The 26,756-nt window shown below is 65.6% G+C and carries 30 protein-coding genes; 3 read left to right on the top strand and 27 right to left on the bottom strand.

Annotated elements, in window-relative coordinates; translation table 11 throughout:
- The 10 genes from flgK to flgB all read right to left on the bottom strand — a co-directional run bounded on the left by flgK (nt 1) and on the right by flgB (nt 8,154).
- The gene (flgK, locus tag AC0IYS_RS18955) at nt 1-1,371 is read right to left on the bottom strand and encodes a flagellar hook-associated protein FlgK (RefSeq protein WP_471706629.1); all 1,371 of its coding nucleotides are present in this window, start codon (nt 1,369-1,371) and stop codon (nt 1-3) included.
- 152 nt (nt 1,372-1,523) lie between these two features.
- On the bottom strand, nt 1,524-1,955 hold the full coding sequence (locus tag AC0IYS_RS18950) for a rod-binding protein (protein WP_471706628.1): 432 nt from the start codon (nt 1,953-1,955) through the stop codon (nt 1,524-1,526).
- 19 nt (nt 1,956-1,974) lie between these two features.
- Complete coding sequence (locus tag AC0IYS_RS18945) at nt 1,975-3,096, bottom strand: flagellar basal body P-ring protein FlgI (RefSeq protein WP_471706627.1); 1,122 nt, start codon at nt 3,094-3,096, stop codon at nt 1,975-1,977.
- 32 nt (nt 3,097-3,128) lie between these two features.
- On the bottom strand, nt 3,129-3,803 hold the full coding sequence (gene flgH, locus AC0IYS_RS18940; protein ID WP_471706626.1) for a flagellar basal body L-ring protein FlgH: 675 nt from the start codon (nt 3,801-3,803) through the stop codon (nt 3,129-3,131).
- Entirely contained in the window at nt 3,803-4,594 is a 792-nt protein-coding gene (gene flgG, locus AC0IYS_RS18935; protein ID WP_177196627.1) for a flagellar basal-body rod protein FlgG, read from the bottom strand. The genes flgH and flgG overlap by 1 nt, the downstream gene beginning before the upstream one ends.
- A gap of 47 nt (nt 4,595-4,641) precedes the next feature.
- Complete coding sequence (locus AC0IYS_RS18930; RefSeq protein ID WP_471706625.1) at nt 4,642-5,367, bottom strand: flagellar basal body rod protein FlgF; 726 nt, start codon at nt 5,365-5,367, stop codon at nt 4,642-4,644.
- Nucleotides 5,368-5,381: 14 nt separating this feature from the next.
- Nucleotides 5,382-6,599, bottom strand: a complete 1,218-nt coding sequence (locus AC0IYS_RS18925; protein ID WP_471706624.1) for a flagellar hook protein FlgE — start codon at nt 6,597-6,599, stop codon at nt 5,382-5,384.
- Nucleotides 6,600-6,623: 24 nt separating this feature from the next.
- Nucleotides 6,624-7,298, bottom strand: a complete 675-nt coding sequence (locus tag AC0IYS_RS18920) for a flagellar hook capping FlgD N-terminal domain-containing protein (RefSeq protein ID WP_471706623.1) — start codon at nt 7,296-7,298, stop codon at nt 6,624-6,626.
- A gap of 3 nt (nt 7,299-7,301) precedes the next feature.
- The gene (gene flgC, locus AC0IYS_RS18915) at nt 7,302-7,724 is read right to left on the bottom strand and encodes a flagellar basal body rod protein FlgC (protein ID WP_471706622.1); all 423 of its coding nucleotides are present in this window, start codon (nt 7,722-7,724) and stop codon (nt 7,302-7,304) included.
- A 67-nt stretch (nt 7,725-7,791) separates the two neighbouring features.
- Complete coding sequence (gene flgB / locus AC0IYS_RS18910) at nt 7,792-8,154, bottom strand: flagellar basal body rod protein FlgB (RefSeq protein ID WP_471706621.1); 363 nt, start codon at nt 8,152-8,154, stop codon at nt 7,792-7,794.
- A gap of 302 nt (nt 8,155-8,456) precedes the next feature.
- Here flgB and flgA point away from each other — a divergent pair, with 302 nt between their 5' ends.
- Together flgA and AC0IYS_RS18900 are read left to right on the top strand one after the other, a co-directional pair.
- Nucleotides 8,457-9,041, top strand: a complete 585-nt coding sequence (flgA, locus tag AC0IYS_RS18905) for a flagellar basal body P-ring formation chaperone FlgA (RefSeq protein ID WP_471706620.1) — start codon at nt 8,457-8,459, stop codon at nt 9,039-9,041.
- A gap of 94 nt (nt 9,042-9,135) precedes the next feature.
- Nucleotides 9,136-10,824 (top strand): DUF3300 domain-containing protein, encoded by a 1,689-nt coding sequence (locus tag AC0IYS_RS18900; RefSeq protein WP_471706619.1) that lies wholly within the window; start codon nt 9,136-9,138, stop codon nt 10,822-10,824.
- A 77-nt stretch (nt 10,825-10,901) separates the two neighbouring features.
- Here AC0IYS_RS18900 and AC0IYS_RS18895 read toward each other — a convergent pair whose 3' ends face one another.
- The 17 genes from AC0IYS_RS18895 to fliE form a co-directional block, all read right to left on the bottom strand.
- A complete protein-coding gene (locus AC0IYS_RS18895) occupies nt 10,902-11,705 on the bottom strand; it encodes a glycoside hydrolase family 73 protein (protein ID WP_471706618.1) in 804 nt (267 codons plus the stop codon).
- The gene (locus AC0IYS_RS18890; RefSeq protein ID WP_471706617.1) at nt 11,692-12,126 is read right to left on the bottom strand and encodes a flagellar export chaperone FlgN; all 435 of its coding nucleotides are present in this window, start codon (nt 12,124-12,126) and stop codon (nt 11,692-11,694) included. The genes AC0IYS_RS18895 and AC0IYS_RS18890 overlap by 14 nt, the downstream gene beginning before the upstream one ends.
- Nucleotides 12,123-12,398 (bottom strand): flagellar biosynthesis anti-sigma factor FlgM, encoded by a 276-nt coding sequence (gene flgM, locus AC0IYS_RS18885; protein ID WP_471706616.1) that lies wholly within the window; start codon nt 12,396-12,398, stop codon nt 12,123-12,125. The genes AC0IYS_RS18890 and flgM overlap by 4 nt, the downstream gene beginning before the upstream one ends.
- A gap of 52 nt (nt 12,399-12,450) precedes the next feature.
- On the bottom strand, nt 12,451-13,497 hold the full coding sequence (locus AC0IYS_RS18880; RefSeq protein WP_471706615.1) for a flagellar motor protein MotB: 1,047 nt from the start codon (nt 13,495-13,497) through the stop codon (nt 12,451-12,453).
- Entirely contained in the window at nt 13,481-14,395 is a 915-nt protein-coding gene (gene motA / locus AC0IYS_RS18875; RefSeq protein WP_090315135.1) for a flagellar motor stator protein MotA, read from the bottom strand. Before motA ends, AC0IYS_RS18880 begins: the two co-directional genes overlap by 17 nt.
- A 53-nt stretch (nt 14,396-14,448) precedes the next feature.
- Nucleotides 14,449-15,183, bottom strand: coding sequence for a FliA/WhiG family RNA polymerase sigma factor (locus tag AC0IYS_RS18870; RefSeq protein WP_090313985.1), 735 nt, complete (start codon nt 15,181-15,183; stop codon nt 14,449-14,451).
- 33 nt (nt 15,184-15,216) lie between these two features.
- Entirely contained in the window at nt 15,217-15,726 is a 510-nt protein-coding gene (locus tag AC0IYS_RS18865; RefSeq protein ID WP_471706614.1) for a flagellar basal body-associated FliL family protein, read from the bottom strand.
- Between the two features lie 7 nt (nt 15,727-15,733).
- Nucleotides 15,734-16,864 carry a flagellar hook-length control protein FliK gene (locus AC0IYS_RS18860; RefSeq protein ID WP_471706613.1) on the bottom strand — a complete coding sequence of 377 codons (1,131 nt, stop codon included), beginning with the start codon at nt 16,862-16,864 and terminating at the stop codon, nt 15,734-15,736.
- Between the two features lie 319 nt (nt 16,865-17,183).
- Nucleotides 17,184-17,501 carry a hypothetical protein gene (locus AC0IYS_RS18855; RefSeq protein ID WP_471706612.1) on the bottom strand — a complete coding sequence of 106 codons (318 nt, stop codon included), beginning with the start codon at nt 17,499-17,501 and terminating at the stop codon, nt 17,184-17,186.
- Nucleotides 17,494-17,883, bottom strand: a complete 390-nt coding sequence (fliS, locus tag AC0IYS_RS18850) for a flagellar export chaperone FliS (RefSeq protein ID WP_471706611.1) — start codon at nt 17,881-17,883, stop codon at nt 17,494-17,496. The genes AC0IYS_RS18855 and fliS overlap by 8 nt, the downstream gene beginning before the upstream one ends.
- 58 nt (nt 17,884-17,941) lie before the next feature.
- On the bottom strand, nt 17,942-19,336 hold the full coding sequence (fliD, locus tag AC0IYS_RS18845; RefSeq protein WP_471706610.1) for a flagellar filament capping protein FliD: 1,395 nt from the start codon (nt 19,334-19,336) through the stop codon (nt 17,942-17,944).
- Between the two features lie 178 nt (nt 19,337-19,514).
- Nucleotides 19,515-19,955, bottom strand: a complete 441-nt coding sequence (fliJ, locus tag AC0IYS_RS18840) for a flagellar export protein FliJ (protein WP_471706609.1) — start codon at nt 19,953-19,955, stop codon at nt 19,515-19,517.
- Complete coding sequence (gene fliI / locus AC0IYS_RS18835; protein WP_471706608.1) at nt 19,952-21,262, bottom strand: flagellar protein export ATPase FliI; 1,311 nt, start codon at nt 21,260-21,262, stop codon at nt 19,952-19,954. The genes fliJ and fliI overlap by 4 nt, the downstream gene beginning before the upstream one ends.
- Entirely contained in the window at nt 21,259-21,969 is a 711-nt protein-coding gene (gene fliH / locus AC0IYS_RS18830; protein WP_471706607.1) for a flagellar assembly protein FliH, read from the bottom strand. Before fliH ends, fliI begins: the two co-directional genes overlap by 4 nt.
- A complete protein-coding gene (locus AC0IYS_RS18825) occupies nt 21,966-23,012 on the bottom strand; it encodes a flagellar motor switch protein FliG (RefSeq protein ID WP_471706606.1) in 1,047 nt (348 codons plus the stop codon). The genes fliH and AC0IYS_RS18825 overlap by 4 nt, the downstream gene beginning before the upstream one ends.
- A complete protein-coding gene (gene fliF / locus AC0IYS_RS18820; RefSeq protein ID WP_471706605.1) occupies nt 22,996-24,759 on the bottom strand; it encodes a flagellar basal-body MS-ring/collar protein FliF in 1,764 nt (587 codons plus the stop codon). Before fliF ends, AC0IYS_RS18825 begins: the two co-directional genes overlap by 17 nt.
- 79 nt (nt 24,760-24,838) lie before the next feature.
- Nucleotides 24,839-25,204, bottom strand: a complete 366-nt coding sequence (gene fliE / locus AC0IYS_RS18815) for a flagellar hook-basal body complex protein FliE (protein ID WP_471706604.1) — start codon at nt 25,202-25,204, stop codon at nt 24,839-24,841.
- Nucleotides 25,205-25,869: 665 nt separating this feature from the next.
- On the opposite strand from fliE, the gene AC0IYS_RS18810 reads away from it, so the two are divergent.
- A complete protein-coding gene (locus AC0IYS_RS18810) occupies nt 25,870-26,751 on the top strand; it encodes a FliM/FliN family flagellar motor switch protein (protein WP_471706603.1) in 882 nt (293 codons plus the stop codon).
- Nucleotides 26,752-26,756 lie beyond the last annotated feature (5 nt).

Here is a 26,756-nt window from a genome sequence, read left to right as displayed (position 1 = left end):
TTAATTAAACATTTGCAAGGTGGCGTCGAACAGGTTGTTCGCCACCGAGATGACCTTCATATTGGCCTGGTACATGTTCTGGAACTCGATCAGGTTGATCGCTTCCTCGTCGCGGTTGACGGCGCTGGTGGATTTCCAGTCGTCTTCGGACTGCTGACGGATGGTGGTGGCGGTCTTGAGCAGCGCCTGGTTTTGCTGGCTTTCGACGGCCAGCTTGCCAACCACCTGGGTATCGGCGTCGTTGAGCAGCACGCTGCCCAGGCCGGTCAACGTGATCGGCTGGCTCTTGATATCGATGAGCACCTGCAAATTGCTGCTGTCGCCCGGGGTGCCGTCGTTGGAGAAGGCCAGGCCGGCCGCCGTGATGGTCGGATCGATGCCCAGCAGGCCGGTGGCGCTGGACGGGTTGAACACGAACAGGTCCGTGCCGGGCACGCCGGGCGCGGTGTAGCCCAGTTTGAGCTGGTCGTTGACCAATGTCGACATCTGCTCGGCGATCTCGGAGATCGATGTTTGCAGCGGCTCGAGGGTTTTTTTCAGGAAATCTCCCAGGCCGCCCAACTGGCCGCCGACCTTGGTGTCGTCGAGCTTGAACTTGGTGCCGGCGAAGGTCAGGTTCAGCGTTTGCGTGCCCGACAGCGTCTCGAAACCGAGCGTGGCCGCCATGTCGGTGATCACCAGCGGCTGGCCGCTCTTGAGCGACACGCTGACGCTGCCGTCGGGGTTGTTGAGCACTTCCACCGCCACCTGCGCCGACACGTCGTCGATCAGCTGTTCGCGCTGGTCGATCAGGCCAGAGGTGCTGGTGCCGGCGGAGCCGACCTGGATGATTTGCTTGTTGAGCGCGGCGATGCCGGCCAGCGATTCGTTGATCGACGGCAGCATCGTGGTGCGCTGCTGGTCGACCGAGACGCGCTGGGTCGCGGTCAGGTTGTAGATGCTGTTGATCTGTTGCGACATCGCGTTGGCCATCGTGATGACCTGCTGGCGCAGCGGCGTCGAGGTCGGATCGACGGCGGCCGCGTTGAGCGCCTTGAAGAAGTTGTCGACCCCGTAGCTGATGCTCGAGGTCTTGTCGGCCATCACCTTTTCCAGCTGGGTCAGGTAGGGCTGGATCTGCCCGCGCTGGCCAAGGTCCGAGTTGGCGCGCCACATCTGCTGCGACTTGTAGGAATCGCTAAAGCGCAGCAGCGCGCCGACCTGCACACCATTGCCCGGGCTGTTGACGCCGGGATCGGAACCGATCGACTGCAACAGCACGCCCTGGCGGGTGTAGCCCTTGGTCTGCAGGTTGGCGACGTTCTGGCTGGCGGTGTTGATGGCGGCTTGGGCGGCCAGGGCGCCGGACAATGCGTTGTATGAGATGCTCATGGTGCTGGGTCTTTCCTGGTGAAGGCCGAAGGAGCGGTCGCTGGCAGCGCCAAAGCTGGCACGAGCGCTCCGTTATCAGTACAAGGCGACAGCGAAGCGGCCAGGATTAAGCGCTGCCCGCATAAAATTTCCGTTCGGGAAGTTTTTCCGGCTCAGGCGGCCGGTGCGGCGCCGTTCGCTGCGGGCGGGGAGGCCGGAGCGGCGGCGGTTTTCGGCGCCGGCGCCACCGGGGCCGCCGCCGGCAGCAGCTGGCGCAGGATGACGTCGGCCACGCCGAAGGCGCGGCGGCCGGCCATCTGGTCGGCGACCAGGTTGTCGGCCATGTCCAGCATGTCCTGGTTGACCTTGTTCTTGAAGACGCTGTCCTCGGCCGACAGCTCGCGCGTGCCCGAGCGCATCTGGTGCAGCATGTGGCTGATGAAGAAACTCTCGAACTTGACGGCCGCCTGCGTGACCTTGGCGCGGTAGGCCGGATCGACCGTGTCGCCCGGCTGGGCCGCCTCCGGCGCCACATGCACGTCGCTCAGCTTGTCGGCGATGCCGGGAATCAGCTTGCTGGGATCGAAAGGGGCTTGGATGCTCATGGGGCTCTTTCAGTGGCGATTAGATGACGACCAGTTCGCCTTCGATGGCGCCGGCGTGGTCGAGCGCCTGCAGGATCGCCATGATGTCGTCGGGCGAGGCGCCCAGGCTGTTGATGACGTCGATGATGCCTTGCAGCTTGGCGCCGGCCGGCCAGTTGAACATCTGGCCCGAGCCCTGGTCTACGCTGACCTGCGATTGCGGCGTGGCCACGGTGTTGCCGGCGGCCAGGGCGTTCGGCTGGCTGACCTTGGTGCTCTCGGAGATCACCACCTTGAGCGAGCCGTGGGTGACGGCGGCCGCGCGCACGCGCAGGCCCTCGGCGATGACCACGGTGCCGGTGCGCGAATTGAACACCACTTTCGGCGAATCGTCGCCGACGTCGATCGACAGCGCTTCGAGCTTGGCCATGAAGGCGATGCGCTGGGTCGGGTTGGCCGGGGCCACCACGTCAACGCTGGTGGCGTCGCTGGCGGTGGCGATGTCGCCGAAGCGCTTGTTGATCGAATCGACAATATTGATGGCGGTCTGGAAGTGCGGGTGGCGCAGCGACAGGCGCACGCTCGGCTTGGTGGCGAAATCGGTGGCGATCTCGCGTTCGATCGCCGCGCCGCTCGGGATGCGGCCCGAGGTCGGGGTGTTGACGGTCACCGACGAGCCGCTCTTGCCCTGGGCGCTGAAGCCGCCGACCACCACGTTGCCCTGGGCCAGCGCGTAGACTTCGTTGTCGGCCGCGCGCAGCGGGGTCAGCAGCAGGGCGCCGCCGCGCAGGCTCTTGGCGTCACCCATCGACGACACCACCACGTCGATGTTCTGGCCCTTGCGGTAGCCGGGCGGGAACACCGCCGACACCATCACGGTGGCGACGTTTTTCGATTTGGCGTCGGTGCCGTCGGGCACCTTGACGCCGAACTGCTTGAGCATGTTGATGACGGACTGGCTGGCGAACTTGACCTGGGTCGAGTCGCCGCTGCCGTTCAGGCCCACCACCAGGCCGTAGCCGACCAGCGGATTGTCACGCATGCCTTCGACGGCGACCAGGTTGCGCAGCACTTGCGCGGCCTGCGCCGGCACCGTCGCGGTCAGCGTCAGGCACAGCGTCAAGGGCAGGGCGAGAATGCGGTGCAGCTTGCGGAAGTTCATGATGTTCATCCAGGTAATTAAAACGGCCGCCGTTAAAACGGCATATATGGGCCGGTGAAGAAGCGCGACAGCCAGCCGGCCGATTGCGTGTCGGCCAAGGTGCCCTGGGCCGAGTAGGCGATGCGGGCGTTGGCGATGCGCAGCGACGACACCTGGTTGTTGGCGTCGATGTCGGCCGCGCGCAGGTAGCCGCGCAGGCGGACGAATTCCTCGCCCTGGTTCAGGGTCAGCGTTTTTTCGCCGGACACGCGCAGCAGGCCGTTGGGCAGCACTTCCTGCACGATCACGGTGATGGCGCCGGTCAAAGCGTTCTGCTGGGTGCTGGTGGCGTCGCCGGCGAAGTTGCTCGACGAGCCCAGGCCGATGGATGCTTTGGGGAACACCTTGCCCAACAGGCTGGGGGCGTTGATGTTGTTGTCCGAATCCTTGGAATAGCTGGTGCCGGCCTTCTTGCTGGCCTGCGTGGTTTCCTGCAGGCTCACGGTGACGACGTCGCCGACGCGGAAGGCGCGGCTGTCCGAGGTCAGCGACAGGCCGACGTCGGGACTGTAGACGCCGCCCGAGCTGCCCTTCGGTCCCATCACGCGCGAGATCGTCGGCGCCTCGTCGGACGGACCGGGGCGCACCGGCGGCGGTTGGATCGCGGCACACCCGGCCAGCAGCGAGGCCGCGACCACCAGTGCCAGGGTGTGCGATGCGGCTTTCATCAGCGTGCCGCCTGCGCCAGGTATTGCAGCATGTTGTCGGCGGCCGACAGCACCTTGGTGTTCATTTCGTAGGTGCGCTGGGCGGCGATCATGTCGACCATTTCCTCGACCACCTGGACGTTCGAGCCTTCCAGGGTGCCTTGCTTGAGCTTGCCCCACTGGGCGGTGCCCGGCGCGCCTTCGGTCGGCGTGCCGCTCGAGGCGGTTTCGGCGAACAGGTTCTCGCCCAGCGCCATCAGGCCGGTCGGGTTGATGAAGCTGGTCAGGGTCAACTGGCCCAGCTGGCTCGGGGTGGCGGTGCCGGCGATGGTGGCCGAGACGGTGCCGTCCTCGCCGATGGTCAGCGCGGTGGCGGTCGGCGGCACGGTGATCTGCGGGATCAGCGGCAGGCCGTGGGCGTTGACCAGGATGCCGTTGGCGTCGACCTGCAACTGGCCGGCGCGGGTGTAGGCGGTCTCGCCGTTGGGCTGGCGCACGGCCATGAAACCGTTGCCCATGACGGCGACGTCGAGGTCGCGGCCGGTCGTTTGCAGGCTGCCGTTGGTGAACACTTTTTGCGTGCCGACCATGTGCACGCCGTTACCGAGCTGCACGCCCGACGGCGCCAAGGTGTTGTTGTCGGCCACTTGCGCGCCCGGCTGCTGTTCGATCGAGTAGAACAGGTCCTCGAACACCACGCGGTCGCGCTTGAAGCCGACGGTGTTGGCGTTGGCGAGGTTGTTGGCGATGGCTTGCAGTTTCTGGTCTTGCGCCTGCACACCGGTCTTGCTGATCCACATTGCTGGATTCATGAATTGCTCCTGTTAATAGTACGCGAGTACGAGGTACTTGGATCAGCTTAGCCGCTGATCAGGCGGTTACCGGTTTCGGCCATCGAATCGCTGGCCTTGAATAATTTCATCTGGATCTCGAACGTGCGGTTCAGGCTCATGGTGGCGACCATTTCCTCCACCGCCGAGACGTTGCTGCCCTCGAGGTGGCCGGCGCGGATGACCACGGTCGGATCGGTGGCCAGCGGGATGCCGTCGCGCGCGATCAGCAGGCCCGCTTCGTTCTTGGTCAGCTCGGACGCCTCGGCCTTGACCAGGCGCAGCTTGTCGACCGTTTGCATGGTCGTCGTGCCCGGATTCTGGATCGAGATGGTGCCATCGGCGCCGATGTCGATCTTGCTGTACTCGGGCAGGGTGATCGGACCGCCTTCGCCCAGCACCACGTTGCCGTTGATGCGCAGGGTGCCGTTTTCGTCGAGCGCCATGTTGCCGGCGCGGGTGTAGGCCTCCCCGGTCGGGCCGTCGACGGCCAGGAAACCGGCGCCGGAGACGGCCACGTCGAGCTCGCGGCCGGTGGCCTTGAGCGTGCCCTGGCGGGTCGACACCGAATTCGCCTGCAGCTGCGACATGTGGCGGTCGTCGTAGCCGTAGCCTTGCACGGTTTGCGCCGTCGCCAGTTCCATATTGGCGCGGAAGCCGCCCGTGTCGATGTTGGCCAGGTTGTTGGCCCGCACCTGTTGTCCGCGCAGGGCCCGTTCGGCCCCGCTCACCGCTGTGTAAAGCAACGCGTCCATGGCTCAGTCGTTCCTTAGATCGCTTGCATCAGCGATTGCAGCATCGTGCTCTCGGTCTGGATGACCTTCGAGTTGGCCTGGTAGTTGCGCTGCGAGGTCATCAGGCCGACCAGTTCGGACGTGATGTCGACGTTGGACTGTTCCAGCGACGAGGTGTTGATGTTGCCGCCCTGGCCGATGCCCGGGGCGTTGACCAGCGGCGTGCCGGAATTGACCGACTCGATCCAGCTGGTGCCGTCGATGGCCTGCAGCGAGCCCTCGTCCGGGAACGTGGCGATCGCCAGGCGGCCGACGGCCTGCTTCTGGCCGTTGTTGTAGCTGGCGATGACGGAGCCGTCGGTGGCCAGCGCGATGCCGGTGAAGGTGCCGGCCGCGTAGCCGTCGGCGGCGTTGGTGCTGGTGGTCGCTTCGCCGGCGAAACCGGTGGTGCCGGCGTAGTCGATGTCGAGCGGGCCGTACTGGCCGCCGTTGGGGGCGGTAGCCGGCAGCGTCACCGTGAACTTGCCGGTGGCCGGGGCGGTCATCTGGCCGGTGGCGGCGTTGAACGTCAGGGTGGCGGTGCCGCCCACGCTCACGCCGTCCAGCACGTAGTGGACGCTGATGGAGTTGGCGGTCGCGTCCTGCGCGAAATACTGGGTCATGGTGTGCTTGCCGCCCAGGGTGTCGTAGATCACCGAGGCCTTGGACATGTTGAAGGTCGACGGGTCGGGCGGCGCGGCGACGGTGGCCGGCACCCAGGTGGCGGCCGTCGTCCAGTCGGCCGACATGTTGCCGACGTAATCCATGTTTTTCGAGACCACGGCCGGGATCGAACCGGTCGGGATCGGCACGTCGCCCAGCGCGCCCAGCGTGGTGCTGCCTTGCTTGATCGGATAGCCCTGCACCTTGCGGCCGGTGGCGTCGACCAGGAAACCGTCCTTGGAGGCGTCGAAGATGCCGACGCGGGTGTATTCGGTCTGGCCGGTGTTCTGGTCCTTGGTGACGAAGAAGCCGCGGCCGTTGATCGAGGCGTCGAGCGCGCGGCCGGTGTTGAGTACGCCGCCCTGTTTGCTGATGCTCTGCGTGGTCGAACCGATCATGACGCCGGTCTGGACGTCGCCCGAGACCAGCGACGAGAAGTTGGCGCGCGACGACTTGTAGCCGTAGGTACCGGCGTTGGCGATGTTCTGGCTGGTGCTGTTCAGCGATTCGTTGATGGCCTGGATGCCAGACAATGCGATATCGAAACTCATGATGGAGTCCTTCCTAAGTAAAGATTATTGAATGGCAGAGGCGGATTTGCCGTTGAAGGCGGTGATCGAGGTCGGCGCGATTTCGCCGATGTTGCTGACGTTGAGCACGACGCCGCCGTTGGCCGACAGGCGCACGCTGTTGAGGCGGCCCTGGACGTCAACCGGCGGGACTTCCTTGGAACTGGTCTCGACCGACAGCTTGTAGGTGCCGGCCGGAATCTTCAGGCCGGCCGTATCGATCGTGAACGGCACCGTGCCGGCCGCCTGCGTGCCCAGCTTGACGGTGTACTTTGTGCCGTCGTCGCCGGTCAGCACGACGCTGGTCGCGGTGCTGGAGGCGGCCAGGGTGGTCTGGCCGCTGACGGGCGTCTTGCCATCGATCTTGACGGAGCTGCTCTCGGCCATGACGTCCGAGCCGACCTGGGCGCCCAGCGAGATCACTTGCATGCTTTGCAGCACGCTCGAGTTGGCGCTGGTGAGCTGGGACAGGTTCTGCAGCGCCTCGGTCTGCGACAGCTGGGTCAGCTGCTGGACGAACTGCGACGGATCGGTCGGCGACAGCGGGTCCTGGTTCTGGATCTGCGCCACCAGCAATTTGGTGAACATGTCCGACGAGGCGCTGGCGGCGTTGCCGGTGACGCTGGTGCCGCCGCCGTTGCCGGTGCTGGCGCTGCTGTTGTTGAGTAGACTGACTGCCATGGCTTAACCTTCAGCGAGTTTGAGGAGGGATTGCTGCATGCCGCGGATGCGGCCCAGGACTTCGACATTGGTTTCGAAGGCGCGCGAGGCCGACATCATGTCGGCCATCTCCGCCACTTCGTTGACGTTGGGGTAGAACACCATGCCCTCGGCGTTGGCCATCGGATGGCCCGGCTCGTAGACCTTGCGCAGCGGCTCGGCCGACTGGACCACGTCGAGCACTTGCACCTTGCCGCCGGCCTGCATGTCGCCGTCGAAGCTGTCGCCCATGACGGCCGAGAACACGGGCTTGCGGGCGCGGTAGGTGTCGGCTTCGTTGCCGTTGACCGAATCGGCGTTGGCCAGGTTGCTGGCGATGGTATTGAGGCGCACGGTCTGGGCCGACATGGCCGATCCTGCGATCTCGGAAATATTTTTAAAGGACATGGCTTACTCCGTGGTGGATGCGGGCGCTGCTGCGGTTGTTGCGGCCGGGATCATGGCGGCGGCGTGCTCACTGGCCATTGATGGCTTTGGCGAGACCGCGCAGACGCATCGTCACGAACGTCAGGCTGGTCTGGAAGTCGGAGGCGTTTTGCGAGAACGCGGCCTGCTCGACGCCGATCTCGACGGTGTTGCCGTCGCGGGTCGGGTGGTAGGGCACGCGGTACATCGACGCGGCACCGTCGTCGCCGCCGATGTCGCCGGCCGCCTCGGCCTGGGTGTTGGCCAGGGTGGCGGCGAAGTCCATGTCGCGCGCCTGGAAGCCCGGCGTGTTCTCGTTGGCCAGGTTGGTGGCCAGGATGCGGGTGCGTTCGGCGCGCAACTGGAGCGCGTCGGCGTGGACCCCTGCCGCTTCTTTGAAGTTGATGCCCATAGTCTTCCCCTGTCCAAATTCAGGCTGCGTTGCTAAAAAACGGTGTTGCATGAGTGCAAAACGTTACCGTCAATGTAAAATGACGGCACAGCGGTTTAACTACCATCGCTCTCCGCATCATAGTAGAGGTATTGCCCATGTTCAACAAAAGTATTGTAACTGGTTTAGGTGGAATGTTGCTGCTTAGCACAACATTTTTTAACACTTTTGCCGCCTCCAGCCCCACAAACGCCGAACAAGTCCCCGTTTTGGTGGAGGCTGCGGCGCGTCAATATGTGTTGCGCTGGGCAGACAGTAGCGGTTTGATAGAGCCTCAATTCGCGTTGAATGTGTTGCGCGGCAGCCGTCCGCTGGCCGCGTGCGGGCAGGGCGTGACGGTCGAGGCGGTCGATACGCGCTCGCCGGGCCGCATGAAGTTCGCCGCGTCGTGTGCGGCCGGCGCGGGCGCGCCGGGCTGGCGCTACGAGTTCGTGGTGCGGGCGCAGGTGTCGGCGCGGATCGCCATCGTGGCCAGCGACGTGCCAGCCGGGAAAGTTATTGCGGACGAAGATGTGTTACTTGAACGCCACGATATTTCCAACATCACGGACCCGGTCTCCGATCCGCAGGACGTGGTGGGCATGAGCGGCAAGCGCGCCCTGCGCAGTGGTGAGGTGCTGCGCATGGCGCTGCTGGCTTCGCCCACCCTGGTCAAGCGCGGAGAGGCGGTGCGCATCGTCGCGCGCAACGACCAGGTCGAGGTGAGCATGGCCGGCGAGGCGCTCGACGCCGGCGCGCGCGGCTCGCTGGTGCGCGTGCGCAATGCCAGCGGCACCATCATCCGCGCCAAGGTGACCGGCGCCGGCACGGTGCAGCCGGCCGACATGCCGGTGACGATCAAGCCCTAGCGCGTTCCGAACAGCTGCTTACGCACGTTACAAAGGGTAACAGCTTGATGCCCGGGCGATTGTTAATCTAGTTCCATACTTTTAGCGTGGAAGGATGTCAATCATGGGTATGCCGTCGAAGAACATGAGGACCGTGGTGTCCTCGGCGCTGTTGCTGAGTCTGCTGGCTGTTGCCGGATGTAACAAGCCTTCCGACCCCGTGCAGCCGAAGACGGCGGACACGCCGGCCGCCGCGCAGGCCGCGCCCTACACGCCGCCGACGGCCGACCAGCTGTCGCAGATGGTCGCGCCGATCGCACTGTTTCCGGACAAGCTGGTCGGCCAGGTGCTGGCCGGGGCGACCTATCCGGAGCAAATCTCCGCCGCCAACCAGTGGCTGGCGCAAAATCCATCGCTGAAGGGCGACGCGCTGCAGAGTGCCGAAGCCGGCCAGCCGTGGGATGTTAGCGTCAAGGCGCTGACCACCTTCCCAAGTGTGCTGAACCAGATGGCCGGCAATCTCCAGTGGACCACGGCGCTGGGCGAGGCCTATGTCAACGATCCGAACGATGTGATGAACGCGATCCAGGCCATGCGCTTGCGCGCGCAGCAGGCGGGCAACCTGAAATCCTCGCCGCATCTGCGGGTATCGACCACCGCGCGCGCCGCGCCGCCGCCCAATTACATCGAGCAATCGCCAGCGGAACCGCTGGTCTATTCGGGGCCGGCGGTGATTCCGCCGCCGCCCCAAACCATCGTCATCGAGCCGGCCGAGCCCGATGTGGTGTATGTCCCGCGCTACGATCCGGCGGTGGTCTATGGCGCGCCGGTGCCGGTATACCGCAGCTACCTTCAGCCGGCCTATTCCGGCGAGAACCTGGTCGCGACCGGCGTGATTTCGTTCGGTGTCGGGGTGCTGGTGGGCGCGGCCGTCAGCCATCACCATGATTGGGGATGGAATGCCTGGGACGTCAACTGGGGCGCGCCGCGCCACTACGACGGCGGCTGGCAGCGTCCGGCGGTGGTGTACAACAACGCGACCTATATCTCGAAATCGGTGACGGTCGTGAATCATGTCAACAATATAAACGTCGTCAACAATAACTACCGAACGACTAACAACGTTGTCAATCGCACCCAGAACGTCGCGATTCACAACGCTCCGCAGCCGCCTGCCGGGATCCCCGGCGCGGCCCGTTTCCAGCCGAATTATGCGCCCCTGGGAACGTCGTTGGCGGCCCATCCACCGGCACAGCGTCCGGTCGGCGCGATGACGGTGCCGCATTTCACCACCCACGACGCGGTGCCCGGCACGCGCCCGTCGTTTGGCTCCCCGGCGATGTCGTTACAGGAGCGCGGCGGCGGCATGCATATGCCGCTGGTCCGGCATGCCGAGCCCTCGACGACGCCCAGCCCTCACGCCGAAGCCCCGATGCCGCCCGTCCATCACGCCGAGGCGCCGATGAGATCCTTCCAGCACCCGGAGACCGCGCCGGTCCTGCGCGCCGAGGTGCCGGTACGGCCCGTCGAGCACGCAGAGGCTCCCATGCGACCGGTCCAGCACGCTGAGGCTCCCATGCGGCCGGTCCAGCACGCCGAGGCTTTCCCGCCGCGCGGCACGCCGTCCAACCACGACGTCAACGATTTCGAGCGGGCGCATGCCAACGGCGCACGCCAGGAGATGCTCGCCATGCACAATGAGCGCCCTCATGCGTCACCGCCGGCGCCGGTCAAGCACGTGGCGGCGAAGCACGAAGACAACCATCATCACGACAAGCACGACGGACAGGAGCGTCACGGCTAGCGTGCCGTCCACCAGCCGGAAAGCGAAAAAGCCAACCCGAGGGGTTGGCTTTTCGTTGTTTGGCCTGACGATCTGAGTTAAGGCTTGGAATCGAGCGCTGCGCTGGCGCCACGCTGGACTTGCGCCGCCAGCTTGCTCAGCTTGTCGGCGTAGGCGGGGTCGGTGGCGTAGCCGCCGCGCGCCAAGCCTGTGGCGAAGGCGCGGGCGTCGTTGCCGGTGTTGAGCGCGGCCTGGTAGCGCGGATTGCTCGACAGCATATCGGCATAGTCGCGGAAGGCGCTGGCGGCATCCGGGTAGCTGCGGAAGCGCTCGGTCTTCTTGACCATCGCGCCCTGTTCGTATTCGGTGGTGGTGGCCGCTGCCACGGCACCTTGCCAGTTGCCGCCTGCCTTGATGCCGAACAGGTTGTTGGTGTCGGCACCGCCCTTGCGCAGCGGTTGCTGGCCCCAGCCCGATTCGAGCGCGGCGTGGGCGGCGACCACGTCCGCCGAGACGCCCAGCTTCTGGCCGGTCTCCTCGGCCCAAGGCTTGATGGAGGCCAGGAATTGATTCTTGAGATCGTTGTCGATGCCGCCGTCGTTTGCCCCCGCGTTGACTCCATCGATGGCGCCGCTCGAGCGCTGCAACGCCATCGCCTGCAGGCTCATCGCCTGTGACGCGGAAGGCGAGGGCGACGGATCGCCGAAGCCGCCGCCGCCGTGGCTGATGAAGGTGGCGACATCCTGCTGCACCTGGCGGAAGGTCGAGGCGAAGTTGCCGGGGGACGAGGACGAAGGCGAAGACGAGAAAGCGCCCACAGCCGCGACGGGGCGGCTGGAGGTCATGTTCGATACGGTGGCGGCGGTCGGCGCCGTCGCGGGCATAAAGTTAAGCTGGCGCATAAAGTTGGTCCTCGCCATGCAGCACGCGCTGCATGATGCTGTGCTGTTCTAACAGCAAGTCGCTATTGCGCTTGCCGAGACGCTTGCATTCAACCACCATGGTTTCCAGCGTCTTCCAGTCGGACTCTATTTTCTCTCGGGCAGCATTTTTCAGCAAGGCAAACGCCTGGTCCATGTTGGCAGTTGGACCAAGTAAACGTTGCGCAAGCGCAACGCGTTGGGCGCGGCGCGCCTGCAAGACGTCCACCAGGGCCGAAATGGCCTCGGCCGCCCGGCCCAGCTCCGCCGCCTGGTGGCGCAGCGCGGCATGGAATTGCTGATCCAGCAAATCCTGCAGCGCGGGGTAGGCGCGCAAGTCGTCGGCGATGCCGGCCAGCAGCACGCGCATGGCGTCCTGGCGCGTCATGGCGGCGATGTTCACGGCTCGCTCCCGTGGAAGCGCTGGATCAGGCCGGCGAGTTTGGCCGGGTCGAACGGCAATTCGCCCTTGGCCAGCGCGTCGCGCAGCATGTCGACCTTTTCCTGGTCGATTTCGGGCATGTCGCGCATCGCCTGCAGCGCCGGCTGCATGACGGCCGACTGCAACGGCGCGGCGGCCGGCGCCGGCGCGGCAGCTTCGCCGGCGTCGACCGGCGCGGCGTCGGCCACGCGTTGGACGGTCATGCCGTCCGGGGTGGAGGTCGTGATTCTCATACGTGTGCCTCTGCTTGGCTTGGTTTCCATACGATATCTTTAATGTTACCGCTTAATTGTGGCCGCTGCTGTTACCGCTGCGGCGCGGATCGGCCGGCGCCGGCGCGGGCTGGCGCTGGGCGCCGCCGCCGCCGAGCGAGTCGCGCAGCTTTTCCAGCAGGCCGCGGTCGGGCAGGGCGGTGTGGATCTCGTCGGTCAGCGGCACCGAGTTGTCCGGCATGCCGAACATGGCGGCGATGATCTTCGCTTGCGTCGTGGTCAGGATCAGCAGCTCGATGCGGCGGTTGACGCCGGCGTCGACGCGCTTGGTGTCGAGCGGCGCGCGGTCGGCCATGCCGACCACCTGCAGCACCGATTCCGGATTCATGGTGCCGGCCAGCAGCTGGGCGCGGGCCGACATGGCGCGGTTCGACGACAAGGTCCAGTTCGAGAAGGCGGCGTAGCTGGTGTCGGCGTACTGCAGCGAGTCGGTGTGGCCGACGATCAGCATCTGGTTTTCCATCTTCTTGAACAGCGGACCCATCTTGCGCAGCAGCGCGCTGAACTTGTCGGTCGGCACGGCGCTGCCGCGCACGAACATGCCCTGGCGGTCGGTGTCGTGCAGCATCACGCGCAGGCCGTAGGGCGTGATGATGGCCTCCAGGTTGGACGTCAGGCCGAAATCGGCGCTCATCTTGGTCAGCGCCTTCGACAGCGCGGCCAGGTCCGCTTGCGACTCGTACTTGACCTTGTCCTGCTTGAGCGGCGGCACCGGGTCCGGCTCGCCCTGGGCGTTGGTCTTCTCGCCGGGCGCGTCGCTGGTGCCGAAGTGCGGCATCGGGTAGCGGTCGATCAGGCTGCCGCGCGGGCCGCCGACCTGCTGCGGCATGACGCCCTTGCCCTGGTCGGTCTTGGCGCCGTTGGCCTCGGTGAGGATTTGTTCGAGCGATTCCGTGTTGCGCGCGGCCATCAGCCACAGCACCAGGAACAAACACATCAGTGCCAGGCAGAAGTCGGCGAACGCCACCTTCCAGGCGCCGCCGTGGTCGTCGTGCTTGTGCTTGCCGCCACCGCGCTTGACGATGGTCTGGTCATGCCCCTTGTCATGCGGCTTTAGCACCACGACCTCCCCTGGCGTTGTCGGCTGGTTCGCTGTCGCGGCCCTCGAGGTCGTTGATCCAGCGTTCCAGCTGGGCAAAGCTCGGTTTGATGTTCAGCGCCACCAGGCGGCGCCCGGCGTCGATCGCCAGCAGCGGCGGTTTGCCGGCCACGTGCGTGACCAGCACCACCTTGACGGTTTCCTTGTTCGAGCCTTCCGAGTTGACCAGCTGCTTCATCATGTTGCACAGCGGATCGATCAGGCCGTAGCACAGGAAAATACCGATGAAGGTACCGACCATGGCCGCGCCGACGTGCTCGGCGATCTCGCCCGAGGTGGCGCCTTCGCTCACGGTGCTCATGGTGATCACGATGCCCAGCACGGCGGCCAGAATGCCGAAGCCCGGCATCGCCTCGCCGATCTTGCCGAGCGACTTGGCCGGCTGCTCGAGCTCGGTGTGGATCGCTTCCAGTTCCTGTTCCAGCACGCCTTCCAGCTCGTGGGCGTTGATCTTGCCCATGGCCATCAGGCGGAAGTTGTCGACGATGAAGGCCAGCAATTTGGGTTCTTCCAGCACGCGCGGATAGCGCTGGAACAGCGGACTGTCCTTGGGCGCCTCGACGTGGGCGTCCAGCGCCTTGAGGCCGCCGGCGGCCAGTTGCAGCAGTTCGTACATCAGCAACAGCAGCTGGCGCTGGAATTCCGAGTCGTACTTCTTCTTGGTGACGATTTTTTTAATTTGCGTCATCATTTCCTTGAGCACGTGGGTCGGGTTGCCGATGACCAGCGCGCCCAGGCCCGAGCCGGCGATGACGATCAACTCGATCGGCTGCCAGATTTGATGGAACGAGCCGCCCATCATGAAGAAGCCGCCGAAGACGCTGCCTAAAACGATGAGGATGCCGACTATTTGCTGCATGATGATTCGCCTTTCCGCGTCATTGACTAATTCCTGGTGCAATCCCGAACGATTCAGGCCTGCAGCACGGCTTTCATTTTGCCCAGCGCCGCCTTGTTGAGCTGACAGACGCGGGCGTCGGTCAGGTCCAGCACGGCGGCGATTTCCTTGTAGCTGAGCTCAAATTCGTAATACATTTGCACCACCCGCTGTTCGCGCTCGTCGAGCCCGCGCAGCGCCTGTTCCAGGCTGCGGCGCACCATCAGCTGGTCTTCCGGGCTGGGCGCGCTCTCGTTGCTGACGCTGTCCTGCAGGATCTCGTCGAAACTGGCGATCAGCTCGGCGTTCTCGTCGAGCTGGTAGGCTTGGTAGGCCTCGGCCGTCAAGCCCAGGCCGGTCGTGATCTCCTGCTCGCTCGGCTCGCGGCCGAGCTTGCGGGTCAGCGCGCGCACCGCGTCGCGCAGCTTGTGGCTTTGCTGGCGCACCGCGCGCGGGCGCCAGTCCTGGCGCCGCAATTCGTCCAGGATGGCGCCGCGGATGCGCAGGCTGGCGTAGCTGCCGAAGCCGCCGTCGGGCTCGCCGTAACGGCGCAGCGCCTCCAGCAGGCCCATCAGGCCGATCTGCTCCATGTCGTCGCGGTCGATGGCGCCGGCGACCTGCGAATTGAGCTGGCGCACGATGCGCTTGACCAGCGGCGCATAGGCGAGCAGATACTTTTGCTCGTCGGCCGCACTGTGCATGACCGGCGCCTTGCCGTCTTCACTGTAGCCTTCGGCATAAGTTTCCGCATACTGCTCTGTGTAGGCCATGCCCGCTCCGCTCGTGTTCATGCCCGGTCCGGCTTACTCAATGATGAGTTTGCCGATCATGACTTCGGAAAATGGTTTTTCCCGGCCTTCCTGCTCGTAGGTTTCGTCGAAGGCCTTGTTCAATTCGTTGGCGAACTGGTCGATCGTCATCACTTGCGCGGTCGCCATCGGCAAATTCGACAGGGTGCGCACGGCAACGCTGCGCAGCATCGGCAAGTGTTCCTTGGCTTCCTTCTCCAGCTTGGCGTTGGTGGTGATCACCAGGTCGGCCGACATGTAGTGGGCCGAGGTGTCGGTGGGCACCCGCTTGAGCATGATGATGACCTTGTCGACCGTCAGGTACTTCGGCGGCGTTTCATCCTTTTTCTCTTCCTTCTTGGCCTTCTTGGCCTTGGCTTCCTTGCCGTCCTTGCCGCCCTTGGCGTCGTGTTCCGCGGCGGCGGCCTCGTCGCCCTTGGACATGTACCACACCGCGCCGCCGGCGACGGCGGCGCCGACCACCGCCACCAGGGCGAACGCGACAATCATTTTCATGTTCTTCATCTACTGATTACTCCTGCTCGGACGTCATGGCAAAGAGGGAGGCGGCGCCGTCCTCGGACAGCGCGCGGCCCGGCGTGCGGGCGTCGTTCTGGTCGCGCTGCTGGCCGTTGCGTCCGCCGCCGTCGGCCTGGGCCTGCGCGCGGCTCGACGACACCGTCACGGCGACGTCTCCGAACTGGCGCGTGGACAAGTCCTGGCGCACGCTGTCGCCGATGGTGTTGAGCTGGCGCAGCACTTCGCTGTTGTTGGCCGACAGATTTACCTGCAGCGAACCGGCGCTGTGGCGGATCGAGATCTCGATGCTGCCCATGTTGGGCGGTTCCAGGCGGATCACCGCGTGGTCGTTGTTGCGCTGGAGGTTGAGCTGCAGGCGGTCGCCCAGCGCCTGGCGCAGCGGCTGCTGCCACTGTTCCGGCGTGCCGGCGAGCTTGACGGTGGCGCCGGCGGCGGCCGGGGCGGCGGGCGCGCCCGCCGTCAGGCCGGCGCCGGCGGTGGTGGCCGCCGGCGCGGCGGCCGTGGCGCGGTTCTCGTCTTTCGTTACGGCGGCGTTGGCCAGCGGCGCGGCGGCGTTGTCGGCGCGCTGGCCGGCTGCCGCTTCGGCGCCACGCGGCAGCGCGCGCGGTGCCGGACCGGCGTTGGCCGTTTGTGGGACGGCCGCGTCGATCGCCGGCGCAGGAGCGGCATCGGCGCCGGGCGCGTCGGCCTTGGTTTGCTGGGCCATGGCGGGCAGGGCGGCGCCGTTGGGCAAGCCCTGGGCGCTGGCGCCGGCCGTGGCTTGCAGCTGGGCGGCGGCCAGCGCGGCGGCGGCATCGGCGGCCGGCTGCGGCGCGACGACGTTGACGGCCACGCTGGCGGCGGCCAGGTTCAGGCGCGTGGCCGAGTTGCTCAGCGTGGAGACGGCGCTGACCGTCTCGCCGCGGGCGTCGGCGGCCATGGCCAGCGTGCCGCCGGGGGCGGCGCCGGCGTTGAGCATCGAGGCGAGCATGGCCGGCAGCGTGTCGGCGCCCGTCGCGGCGGCGTTGTCGGCGCTTGCGCTGGCGGTTGTGTCGGTTGCAGCGGCGGCCGGCGGCGCGGCATCGTCCTGGCTGGCGGCGGCCGGGTCACCCATATTGAGCAGGTAGGCGAACGGCGCCACCACCGGGGTGTCGGCGCTGGGCTCGTCGGTCGGTTCGGCGGCCTGGCCGGTCTTGCCGGATTGCGTGGTCTTGGCCGCTTGCGTGCCCGCGCCGGACTGGGCGCTTTTGGCCGGGGCCGGGCCGGACGGCGATCTGGCCGGCGTGGCCTGGCCCGTCGTTGCGTTGGACGCGGTCGCGTTGCGCTGGGCCGCCTGCCTGGCGGGGGGGCGCTGTTGCCGGCGCGCTCCTGCTGGCCGCGATTGGCGGCGACCGGCGCGGCGAAATCGGCTTTGGCGGCCTGGTCGGCGGCGCTGGCGTGGTTGACGCGGTTCATAGTGATGCTCATGCTTGAATTCCGTTTTCTGCTTGTTCGCTGTCGAGGGCGTAGGCCAGCCACCCCTCCTTGTTTGCCTGCATTTCGTTCAGACGACGCCCCAGGTCTTCGGTGGCGAGGTCGCAACGCTGTACCGCTTCCTGATGCATTTCATGCAAGGCCGACAGGGCGGCCCGTTCGGCGCCGCTCCATTTGCCCTGCGCCGCCATGTGCGGCAAGGTCGACGCCACCAGCGTGTTGATCGCCGCCAGCAGCTTCCAATCCTCGGCGGCGATGGCGGCGTTCATTTTCTTTGCCATCTGCAGCAATGTCGCTTGCCTATCCATTTTTGGCCTGCACGCCCAGCCAGCCTTTTTTGATGGTCGTCAGTAAAGTGGTCACCTCGTCGATGACGGCCGGGTCCAGGCTGACGCCGGCGGTGTAGAGGCGGCCCGCGCAGTAGTCGTACAGGCGGCCGAGGTTTTCGACCACCTCGCCGCCGTTGTCGAAGTCCAGCGAGCTCGACAGACCATTGATGATGTCGGTGCACTTGTTCAGGCTGACAGCCTTGAGCTCGTAGCGCTTGCCGACGATGTGGCCGCGCGCGCGCGCCAGCTCCTCGAGCAAGCCGTCGGTCAGCACCAGCACCAGTTCGATCGGCGACGCCCGTGCCACCTGGGCGTCCAGATTGGTGGAGTGGTAACTGCTATAAGCTTCATGGTTCAACATGGGATTCACCGTACGGGTAAGTATCCGCGGCACGATTGCCGCGGCGATAAGTGGGTTGCTAGCTATTGCTGTCCGACGAGAACATCGCCGTGAACATGTTCGACGTCGACGTCATCGACGCCTGCAGCGTCTGCAGCGCGGTAAATTGCGCCAGGTAGCGCTCGTAGGCGTTGGTGAACTGGTTTTCCAGCGTCGCCAGGCGGTCCGTGACGGCGTTTTGCTCCTTGGTCGTCTGCTGCTGGCGGGCGCCGATGAAGCCGTTGGTGGCGTTGGTCCAGCTCGACACGAGCTTGTTCATCGTGCCCAGCACGCCGGTGCCGGCGTTGGTGCCGACGCCGGTCTTGCCGAACAGCGTGTCGAGCGCGGCCGGATTGTTGCCGACGGCCTTGTTCAGGCGGGCGGTGTCGAGCGTGAGCATGCCGTCGCGTCCGGCCGCGATGCCGAAGGTGACCAGCGACTGGCCGCCGGTGGCCGAGCGCAGCGCCGCGCCGAGGCGGTCGCGCAGCGAGGCCAGCCCGGCGTCGCCGTGCAGCGCGGCGTCCGCGCCCTGGGCGCCCTCGGCGCCCGAGCTGGTCAGCGTGTTCATCACGCCCAGCAGGGTGTTGTAGGCGGTCACGAAGGTCTGGACGTTGGCGGCGGTGCCGCCGCTGTCGGCGCCCACGGTAAGGGTCACCGGCGCGGCGTTGGCCGCTTGCGCCTGCGCCACCGTGAAGCTGATGTCGTCGATGGCGGTGATGGTGTTCGAGGCCTGCTCGATCTTGGTGCCGTTCTGGCCGCCGATCCAGACGATGGCGTTGCTGGCCGCGCGCAGCACCGTCTTGGCCGACAGGTCGGACTGCAGCGCCGAGTCGCCCAGGCCGGCGACGTCGATCGACGCGACGGCGTTGTCGGCGCCGGTCTTGGTCGACGTCAGCACCAGCTTGGAGACGCCGTTGATCGTCATCGTCGATGCCGAGATGCGCGAGTTGTTGGTGGCGGCGACGTTGACGGCGGCGGCGATTTCCCTGGCGGTGAGCTTGCCGTCCATGTCGCTGTCGGCGCTGGTCAGCGTGACCTGGAAGCTCGAGCCGTCGGCCAGCGCGATCTTGAGCGAGCCGGCATTGGTGGCGGTGCTGTCGGCAACGTTATAGGAGACCTGGCCGGCCGTGGCCAGCTGTTCGACGTAGAACGAATAGGTGCCGGCGACGGCCTTCGAGTTGGCGCTGGCGGTGGCGACCGCCGTGTTGCTCATGGTCGCTGTGTTGGCCGTCACCGTCTTGGTGCCCGAGGTCAGGCCGGACAGCGCGCCCTGGAACGCGCTCAGCGCCGAACCGAGGGCCGACAGCGCGCTCGAGGTGGCCTTGGCCTCGGCCGCCTGCGCGTCGAGGATCGCCTTGGTCGGGCCGACGTAGGCGTTGGCCAGGTTGGTGGCGGTGGTTTTCGGGTCGTAGGTCGGACTGCTGATGACTGCCATGATCTTGCTCCTGGAAAGGATGAATGAAGTGTACCTTGATACAAGGCGACCCTAATCGTTTCCGTATGAAAATATTTCTAACTTTTTTTTTGGTGTTGCAAATGTGTCGCGCAGCGCTGGAATGTGTCCTGAAGGCTATCGATGACGCGGCGACAACAGAGCTGACAAGGCGTCAAGATTACCCGGGGATTTTTTGCCCGCGCAGCCAGGCCTGGGTTGCCAGGTCGTCATGCTGCTTGCGCTCCTTGGCGTCCTTTTCCTTGAGCACCACCTTCTGTTGCGTCACCAGCACCTTGCCCAGCACCTCGCGCTTGGCCCAGGCGGCGTTGAGCGCCTGTTGCGACACCGCCATGTCGGCCTCGTGCATGTGCAGGTCGAGCCGGTGGCTGTCGACCATTTGCATCACGGCCTGCTTGTAGTCGCCGCAATTGCCGGCCAGGGCCGGGTGCAGGTTGCCGCTGGCGCCGCTATTCGTATACAGCCCGGTCAGGCGGTCGAGGTTTTTCTGGTAGCGGTCGCGCAAGTTTTGCTTTTCGGCCATCTCGGTCTGCAGCTTCTCGACCTCGGTGTTGCGCAGCGCTACCAGGGTGGTCAGGTTACGGATGTTGTTGTGGCTCATGTCATCAGCTTTTCAAGTTCACTTACGCACGGCGCGAACGGCGCTTCTTCCTTGGTGCCCTGGCACAGAAAATCTTCCACTTTCGGGTGCAGCATGACCGCCTTGTCGGTGATCGGATCGGCGCCGGGCACGTAGGCGCCCAGCGGGATCAAGTCGCGCACGCGGTTGTGGCGCGCCATGCTCGACTTGAGCGCGCGCGCGGCCAGCATGTGTTCCTGCGTGATGACCTGGCTCATGCAGCGGCTGATGGAGGCGCCGATGTCGATCGCCGGATAGTGGCCGCGCTCGGCCAGCTCGCGGGTGAGCACGATATGGCCGTCGAGCACGGCGCGGGCGGTGTCGACCACCGGGTCCTGCTGGTCGTCGCCCTCGGCCAGCACGGTGTAGATCGCGCTCATCGAGCCGGTCTGGTTCTCGCCGTTGCCGGCCGATTCGACCAATTGCGGCAGCGCCGAGAATACCGACGGCGGATAGCCCTTGGTGGCCGGCGGCTCGCCCAGCGCCAGCGCCACCTCGCGCATCGCCATCGCGTAGCGCGTGAGCGAATCGACCAGCAGCAGCACGTTCTTGCCCTGGTCGCGGTAGTGGGCCGCGATCGAATGGCACAATTCGGTGGCCATGATGCGCATCAGCGGGCTTTCGTCGGCCGGGGCGATCACCAGCACCGCCTTGGCCAAGCCGTCCTTGCCGAGCGACATGTCGACAAATTCGCGCACCTCGCGCGAGCGCTCGCCGATCAGGCCCACCACCACCACGTCGGCCACGGTCTGGCGGGTCATCAGGCCCAGCAGCACGGACTTGCCGACGCCGGAACCGGCCATCAGGCCGACCCGCTGGCCCTTGCCCAGGGTCAGCATGGAGTTGATGGCGCGCACGCCGACGTCGAGCGGCTCGGTGACCGGTTTTTTCTTCAGGGGATGCACGCGCGGCGGCTGCGACTCGAGCGGAAAGTCGCCGGTCAGCTTGCCCAGGCCGTCGATCGGTTCGCCCAGGCCGTTGACCATGCGCCCGAGCCAGCTCGAGCCGATTTGCAGGCTGATTTTTTCGGGGGAGGGCAGCACGCGGGCGCCGGTGGTCAGCCCGACCGCTTTTTTGAACGGCATCAAAAAGGAAAGCTTGTCGCGAAAGCCAACGACTTGCGCGTCGAGCCATTCGCCGCCGACTGTCTCGATTTGGCAACGCTGACCGGTGTGCAGCGGGCACCCGGCGGCCTCGAGCAGCAAGCCGGACGCGCCGACCAGGCGGCCCGTCGGGGTCGCCATGGGCACGGAGCCCAGCTCGAGGTTGCGTAACGCGTCAGCGATCACTCTTCCGTCTCCGTTTCGTCGCCGCCGTCGGCCGCCTGCAATTGATTATCGACCTGTTCCATGACAGCGGCAAGACGTTGATGACATCCGGCATCGACTTCGTTATCGCCAGCCTTGATGCGGCACTCGCCCACTTCCAGGCGGGCGTCGGGAATCAGGTTCCAGCGCTTGGAGCGTTTCGGATCGAGCTCGGCGATGCGTTTCAATTCCTCCGGGTTGAGGAAGACGTCGATCTCTTCGCGCGTCGGTGGCATCGATGCCAACGTTTCCTCGACCAGGGCCATCAGCTGCACCGGCTGCAGGGCCAGTTCGGCGCGGATCACCTGGCGCGCCACCTTGGCCACCAGGTCGACCACTTCCTTGCGCTGGGCGGCGCGGTAGTCCGAGCGCAGCTTCTTCAAACTTTTGAGCATGGCGTCGACCGGGCGCGCCATCTGGTCGTAGGCGACCAGGGTTTCGTGGCGGCCTTCCTCGCGGCCCTGTTCCTGGCCGGCGGTGCGGCCGGCCTCGAAGCCGTCCTCCTGCCCGCGCGCCATGCCGATCTCGTAACCGTCGCGCTGGCCTTGTTCAAAACCCTCGCTGACCGACGCCGCCCACTGGGCGCCGCCGTCGCCGCCCTGACCGTGGCTTTGCGCCACGGCGCGCTGGTGGGCGAGGTTGGTGAACTGGGCCAGCGGCGGAAAGCGGTAGGCGCGGAACTGCTTCATTCGACCACCTGTTCTGCGAACAATTGAATTTCGATCTCGCCGCCGTCGGCCAGGGCCTTGACGGTGGCCATGATCTCCTGGCGGGTTTGCTCGATGCGCGACATCGGCATCGGGCCGGCGCGGCGCATCATGTCCTCGAAGGCCTGGGCCTGGCGTTTCGGCATGGTCTTGAGCACGGCGTCGCGGATCGACACTTCGGCGCCCTTGAGCGCGATCGCCCATTGCTCCAGCGGCACTTCCTCGATGATGCGGGTGATGGCCACTTCGGACTGGTTGCCGAGGATGAAGAAGTCGTACATCGACAGCTCGATCTGCGCCACCACCTCCGGATCATGGGCGCGCAGCAGTTCGACCATCTGGGCGCGGTTGCCCGGCAGGCGGTTGAGGATCTCGGCGGCCTGGCGGATGCCCTCGACGCTGGTGCTTTGCGAGTCGAACGAGCTCAGGCATCGCACCACCAGTTCGTCGAGCTCCTGCAGCAGGTCGCGGTCGATCTCGTCGAGGCGCGCCAGATTCAGCAGCACCAGGTCGCGGCCTTCCTGGGGCAGGGCGTCGATGATCTGGCCGGCCAGCGCCGGCGGCAGGAAGGCCAGGAACACCGACTGCATCTGCACGTGTTCGTTGGAGATGTATTCGGCCAGCCACTTCGGCGAGGCCCACTGCAGGCGCGCCATTTTCGGGCGCAGCTCGTCGCCGTAGATGTTGTTGAGGACGGTGTTGGCGAGGTCGCCGCCGAGCGCCAGGTCCAGCGAGCGCTTGAGGTAGCTGCGCGAGGCGCCATGCACGCCGGACTGTTCGCGGTAGTCGTCGAAGAAGGTCTGCATTGCCGATTTGACGGACTCGACCTTGATGCCGCTCATGCGCGACATCACCTGCGTCACCTCCAGCAATTCCTCGCGGCTCAGGCAGCGCAGCACGGCGGCCGCCGGCTCCTCGCCAATGCTCAGCAAGACGATCGCGGCCTGCTCGACCGGCGACAGCTTGGGCGCCGCGTGGGCGTAGTCGGAATCGTCCTGGTCCTGCGGTTTATTGAGTTCGGCCATTTTTCTGCATCCATTGTTTAACGACTTCGGCTACGCGTTCAGGTTCCTTGGCGGCCAGCACCTTGAGGTGGTCGACCATGACGTCGACCGCCGAGCCCGGTGGCGGCAGATCGTAGTTCTCCAGCAGCGGCACCACCGGCATGCCCGGCTGTCCGGCGGCGCCCGGCAGGGCCGGGGCGGCGCCCGGCGTGCCCGGCGCGGCGGCGCCCGCCAGCGCCGGCAGCACGCCGTCCTTGGCGTCCCTGGCTTCCTTGGCGGCCGCCACGGCGGCGGCCTCGGCGGCGCGGCGCTCGGCGGCCACGCGCTGCAATTCCTTCGGATCGGGCGTGAAGCGCACCGTGACCAGGCGCATCAGCGGACGCAGGATCAACAGGTAGCCCAGCAGCAGGCCGACGCCGTAGATCACGTAGGAGCTGATGTCGACGATGTTGTCGCGCTCTTCCCACCATGGCGTCACGGCCGCCCTCGGCGGGAAGTTCATGGCCGACACCACCAGCTGGTCGCCGCGCTCGGCGTTGATGCCCAGGCCGTTGCGCAGGATTTTGTCGATGTTGGCGATCTCGGCGGCGCTCCAGCCGGTCTTCGGCGTCGGCGCGGCGGCCTGCGCCAGCACCACGGCCACGCTGAGTTTTTGCAGGCGGCCACGGCTGCGCTTGGTCTGGACGATGCTGCGGTCGTAGGCGTACTGGCGGGTGGTTGCGTTCTTGCGCGCGGTGCCGTCGCCGGCGCTGGCCGGGTCGGTGGCCGGCTTGGCGGCGTCGGCCGGATTCGGGTTGGCCGGCGGCGGCCGGTTCGACAGCGTGCCGGGCACGCCCATGGTCATGCGGTTGCGGTCCTGCTCCTCGCGCATGGCCTCGCTCGTCACTTTCGGGTCGGCGCCGAATTTCTCCACCGTTTCCTCGATCTTGTCGTTGTCGACGGCGGCCATCACGCTCAGGCGGAAGTTGTCGTCGCCGATCACCGGGCCCAGCAGGTTCTTGACGTTGGCCTTGACCTCGTCCTGGATGCGCTTGCCGTTTTCGTTGCCGGCGCTGCCGGCGTCGAAGCCGTCGGTCAGGTCGATGTGCGACGACAGCAGGTTGCCGGTCTGGTCGACCAGGCTGACCCGCTGCGGGTTCAGGCTGGCGACGCTGCCGGCCACCATGTTGACCACGGCGGCGATCGCTTCAGGCTGCAGGGTGCGGCCCGGCTTGAGCGCCACCACCACCGAGGCCGACGACTTGTCGCCGTCGGACGAGACGAACGAGGTCGACTTGGCGATCGACAGGTGCACGCGGGCGTGGGCGATGGCGTCCATGGTCATGATCGACTGCGCCAGCTCGCCTTCGAGGCCGCGGCGGAAGCGCACGTCCTGGACGAACTGCGACACGCCCAGCGGGTCGTTCTTGTCCATCAATTCGAGGCCGGCCGGCAGCTGGGCGGTGACGCCCTTGGCCGCCAGCAGCATGCGCACCTTGCCCAGCATCGACGCCGGCACCAGCACCTGGCCGCTCTCGGGATGCAGGCGGTAGGGGATGTGGTCGGTGTCGAGCACGGTCATCATGTCGGACGCCGAGACTTTCTCGCGCGCGCCGAAGACCGGCTTGTAGCCGGACTGGTCGTTCCAAAGGTACATCAGCACCAGGGCCGTCACGCCGATCGCCAGCAGCAGCAGCGGATACAGGTTCTTGAGCAGGTTAGGTGGCAGCGACATGGCGGCCGGGCTGGTGCGCCAGCGACCAAAGGCGGTCTTGATGGTGTTGATCACGTTGATTGCTTTCGCGTTGTGGGTGCGCGGTGGTGTGGTGGTGTTTGCTTGGTCCGCTGGGTTGCCTGATTAACGGCGCTTACAGCGGCAACTTGATGAGCTCGTCGACGGCGCCCATCACTTTGTTGCGCACTTGCATCAGCATCGAGAACGACAGGCTCGCTTCCTGGCTGGCCAGCATGGCGCCGACCAGGTCGTCGCTCTTGCCGGCGTCGACGTCGGCCATCTTCTGGCCGGCGGCGGCGTCGCCGTCGTTGACCTTGCCGATCGCGTCCTTCATTGACTGGGCGAACGAAAAGCCGGCGTTGGCGTCGGCGGCGCCGAACTGGCCCGCGTGGCCGCCGAACTGGGCCGCCGGCGCGATGGCGCTGTTGCCCAGCGTTTGCGCGGCGTTGGTCAGGGACGCCAGGTCGGCCTGAATCAGGCTGGAGAATCCGTTACTCATGCTTGTTACCTCCTGTTGCGTGCAACTGTGCGGCTTGCATGCCGCGTCGGTCCCACGTGTCTACCATATCCAGATTGCCGGTATGCAGCAAGCTTGGCGTCCATCGCCGGGCCGTGCCGCCTCGTCTCTATCGCATTCGTGCTACACATTCATCTTGCATGTCACAGTCTTGTAGGAATGACAGTGAGGGCAGGTGACCAACCTGGCGCATTGCGCATAAGCAATTGTGTCGGCCGGTATGGTGTGGCGGGAAAATGTCACGTTTTGAGCGTACCCTGATTAAATGTTTGCGCTGCGAATCTCGGATCTCTTGGAAAGTGTTTTCCTGGAGTAAATACCGTTATAAATCATTCACTAAGGGTCGTTTGTTAAGGTTGTTGCATTGCAGCGCTTCCTCTATGAGGCTGCGTTTAGCTTACCGACTGGCAATATTCTTGTAAAGGTTTATTTGCCCTCCGTAAACATCCTGCGACAAAAACTTGTTGCATGGCAATAATGTGAATTATCCTGTAGACTCTGGCTAGCGATCCAGAGCTACTTTCCGTTATGCTGTTGCACGGAGCCAAATTTTGCGCTGGAAGTAAGCAGTTTTTAGCTGGATAGTGCGATGATGGAGCGTATGAAGAATTATCCGACCCGGCCCTAACACCCGACCTGGCCCTAACATGACAACCACAAAACCGACCGCGCCCCATCAGGTTCTGGACCCTTGCTTGCTGGGGCGTCCCGTGCACCTGCTGCACATTTTCGCGGCCCAGTTGCGCGACGACCTGACGCAGGCCATGCGCCTGAACATGAACCGCCGCTACTGGGGCGGGTTCCGGGTCGACGACGTGCAGTTCACCCGCTTCGACGGCGAACAGCGCGGCCGCTGGTTGAGTTTTGCGGCCCCGGCCGGCCACATCTCTTTCTCGCTCGAACGCAAGGTGTTGCTCAGCGTACTCAATTCCCGTTACGGCAGCCCCGGCAAGTCCGACACCAGTCCGGCCCCGGTCGACGAGAGCGCGGTGCGCGTGACCGCCACCGAGGAGCGCCTCGCTGTGGTTTTGGGGCAACAGTTGGCCGGCACCCTGGCCGGCCGCATCGAGCTGAACCTGCCGGTGATCGACAAGGCGCCGGCCGGCGACGGCGAAGAGGGCGTCGATACCGAATTCAAACCGGCGCCCGGCGCACCGCCGCCCAAGGGCAACTGGACCATCACCGTCACCCTGGCCGACAACGCCAGCGGCGCCACCGGCCAGTTCTGGTTTGCGCTGGACAAGGCGCTGATGGCCAGCGTGCTGCGCGGACTGTTGCGCGACCGCGACGGCGCCAAGAAGCCGCAGGCCGCCAGTCCGCTGGCGCAGCGCCTGCAGGTGGGCCTGACGGGCCGCCTGGCCAGCAAGGAAGTGATGCTGGGAACCTTGTACGATTTGCAGGTGGGCGATGTCATCCCCATCAGCCTGAGCAGAGCCGACGTCCTGCTCGAGGATTCCCGGCTGTTCACCGCGGCCGTGACCGAGCACAAGGGCAAACTCTGTCTAACCTCCTTTGAAGATGTTGAATAAACATG

It is taken from the genome of Duganella sp. AC237, from assembly GCF_979254035.1.
The sequence above is the reverse complement of the archived record's forward strand: the minus strand, read 5'-3'. Positions and strand labels throughout refer to the sequence as shown.

Excerpts from the sequence above, each read along its gene's own strand:
- flgK (WP_471706629.1), bottom strand. The coding sequence starts at position 1,371 with ATGAGCATCTCATACAACGCATTGTCCGGCGCCCTGGCCGCCCAAGCC.
- AC0IYS_RS18950 (WP_471706628.1), bottom strand. The coding sequence starts at position 1,955 with ATGAGCATCCAAGCCCCTTTCGATCCCAGCAAGCTGATTCCCGGCATC.
- AC0IYS_RS18945 (WP_471706627.1), bottom strand. The coding sequence starts at position 3,096 with ATGAACTTCCGCAAGCTGCACCGCATTCTCGCCCTGCCCTTGACGCTG.
- flgH (WP_471706626.1), bottom strand. The coding sequence starts at position 3,803 with ATGAAAGCCGCATCGCACACCCTGGCACTGGTGGTCGCGGCCTCGCTG.
- flgG (WP_177196627.1), bottom strand. The coding sequence starts at position 4,594 with ATGAATCCAGCAATGTGGATCAGCAAGACCGGTGTGCAGGCGCAAGAC.
- AC0IYS_RS18930 (WP_471706625.1), bottom strand. The coding sequence starts at position 5,367 with ATGGACGCGTTGCTTTACACAGCGGTGAGCGGGGCCGAACGGGCCCTG.
- AC0IYS_RS18925 (WP_471706624.1), bottom strand. The coding sequence starts at position 6,599 with ATGAGTTTCGATATCGCATTGTCTGGCATCCAGGCCATCAACGAATCG.
- AC0IYS_RS18920 (WP_471706623.1), bottom strand. The coding sequence starts at position 7,298 with ATGGCAGTCAGTCTACTCAACAACAGCAGCGCCAGCACCGGCAACGGC.
- flgC (WP_471706622.1), bottom strand. The coding sequence starts at position 7,724 with ATGTCCTTTAAAAATATTTCCGAGATCGCAGGATCGGCCATGTCGGCC.
- flgB (WP_471706621.1), bottom strand. The coding sequence starts at position 8,154 with ATGGGCATCAACTTCAAAGAAGCGGCAGGGGTCCACGCCGACGCGCTC.
- AC0IYS_RS18900 (WP_471706619.1), top strand. The coding sequence starts at position 9,136 with ATGTCAATCATGGGTATGCCGTCGAAGAACATGAGGACCGTGGTGTCC.
- AC0IYS_RS18895 (WP_471706618.1), bottom strand. The coding sequence starts at position 11,705 with ATGCGCCAGCTTAACTTTATGCCCGCGACGGCGCCGACCGCCGCCACC.
- flgM (WP_471706616.1), bottom strand. The coding sequence starts at position 12,398 with ATGAGAATCACGACCTCCACCCCGGACGGCATGACCGTCCAACGCGTG.
- motA (WP_090315135.1), bottom strand. The coding sequence starts at position 14,395 with ATGCAGCAAATAGTCGGCATCCTCATCGTTTTAGGCAGCGTCTTCGGC.
- AC0IYS_RS18870 (WP_090313985.1), bottom strand. The coding sequence starts at position 15,183 with ATGGCCTACACAGAGCAGTATGCGGAAACTTATGCCGAAGGCTACAGT.
- AC0IYS_RS18865 (WP_471706614.1), bottom strand. The coding sequence starts at position 15,726 with ATGAAGAACATGAAAATGATTGTCGCGTTCGCCCTGGTGGCGGTGGTC.
- AC0IYS_RS18855 (WP_471706612.1), bottom strand. The coding sequence starts at position 17,501 with ATGGATAGGCAAGCGACATTGCTGCAGATGGCAAAGAAAATGAACGCC.
- fliS (WP_471706611.1), bottom strand. The coding sequence starts at position 17,883 with ATGTTGAACCATGAAGCTTATAGCAGTTACCACTCCACCAATCTGGAC.
- fliD (WP_471706610.1), bottom strand. The coding sequence starts at position 19,336 with ATGGCAGTCATCAGCAGTCCGACCTACGACCCGAAAACCACCGCCACC.
- fliJ (WP_471706609.1), bottom strand. The coding sequence starts at position 19,955 with ATGAGCCACAACAACATCCGTAACCTGACCACCCTGGTAGCGCTGCGC.
- fliH (WP_471706607.1), bottom strand. The coding sequence starts at position 21,969 with ATGAAGCAGTTCCGCGCCTACCGCTTTCCGCCGCTGGCCCAGTTCACC.
- AC0IYS_RS18825 (WP_471706606.1), bottom strand. The coding sequence starts at position 23,012 with ATGGCCGAACTCAATAAACCGCAGGACCAGGACGATTCCGACTACGCC.
- fliE (WP_471706604.1), bottom strand. The coding sequence starts at position 25,204 with ATGAGTAACGGATTCTCCAGCCTGATTCAGGCCGACCTGGCGTCCCTG.
- AC0IYS_RS18810 (WP_471706603.1), top strand. The coding sequence starts at position 25,870 with ATGACAACCACAAAACCGACCGCGCCCCATCAGGTTCTGGACCCTTGC.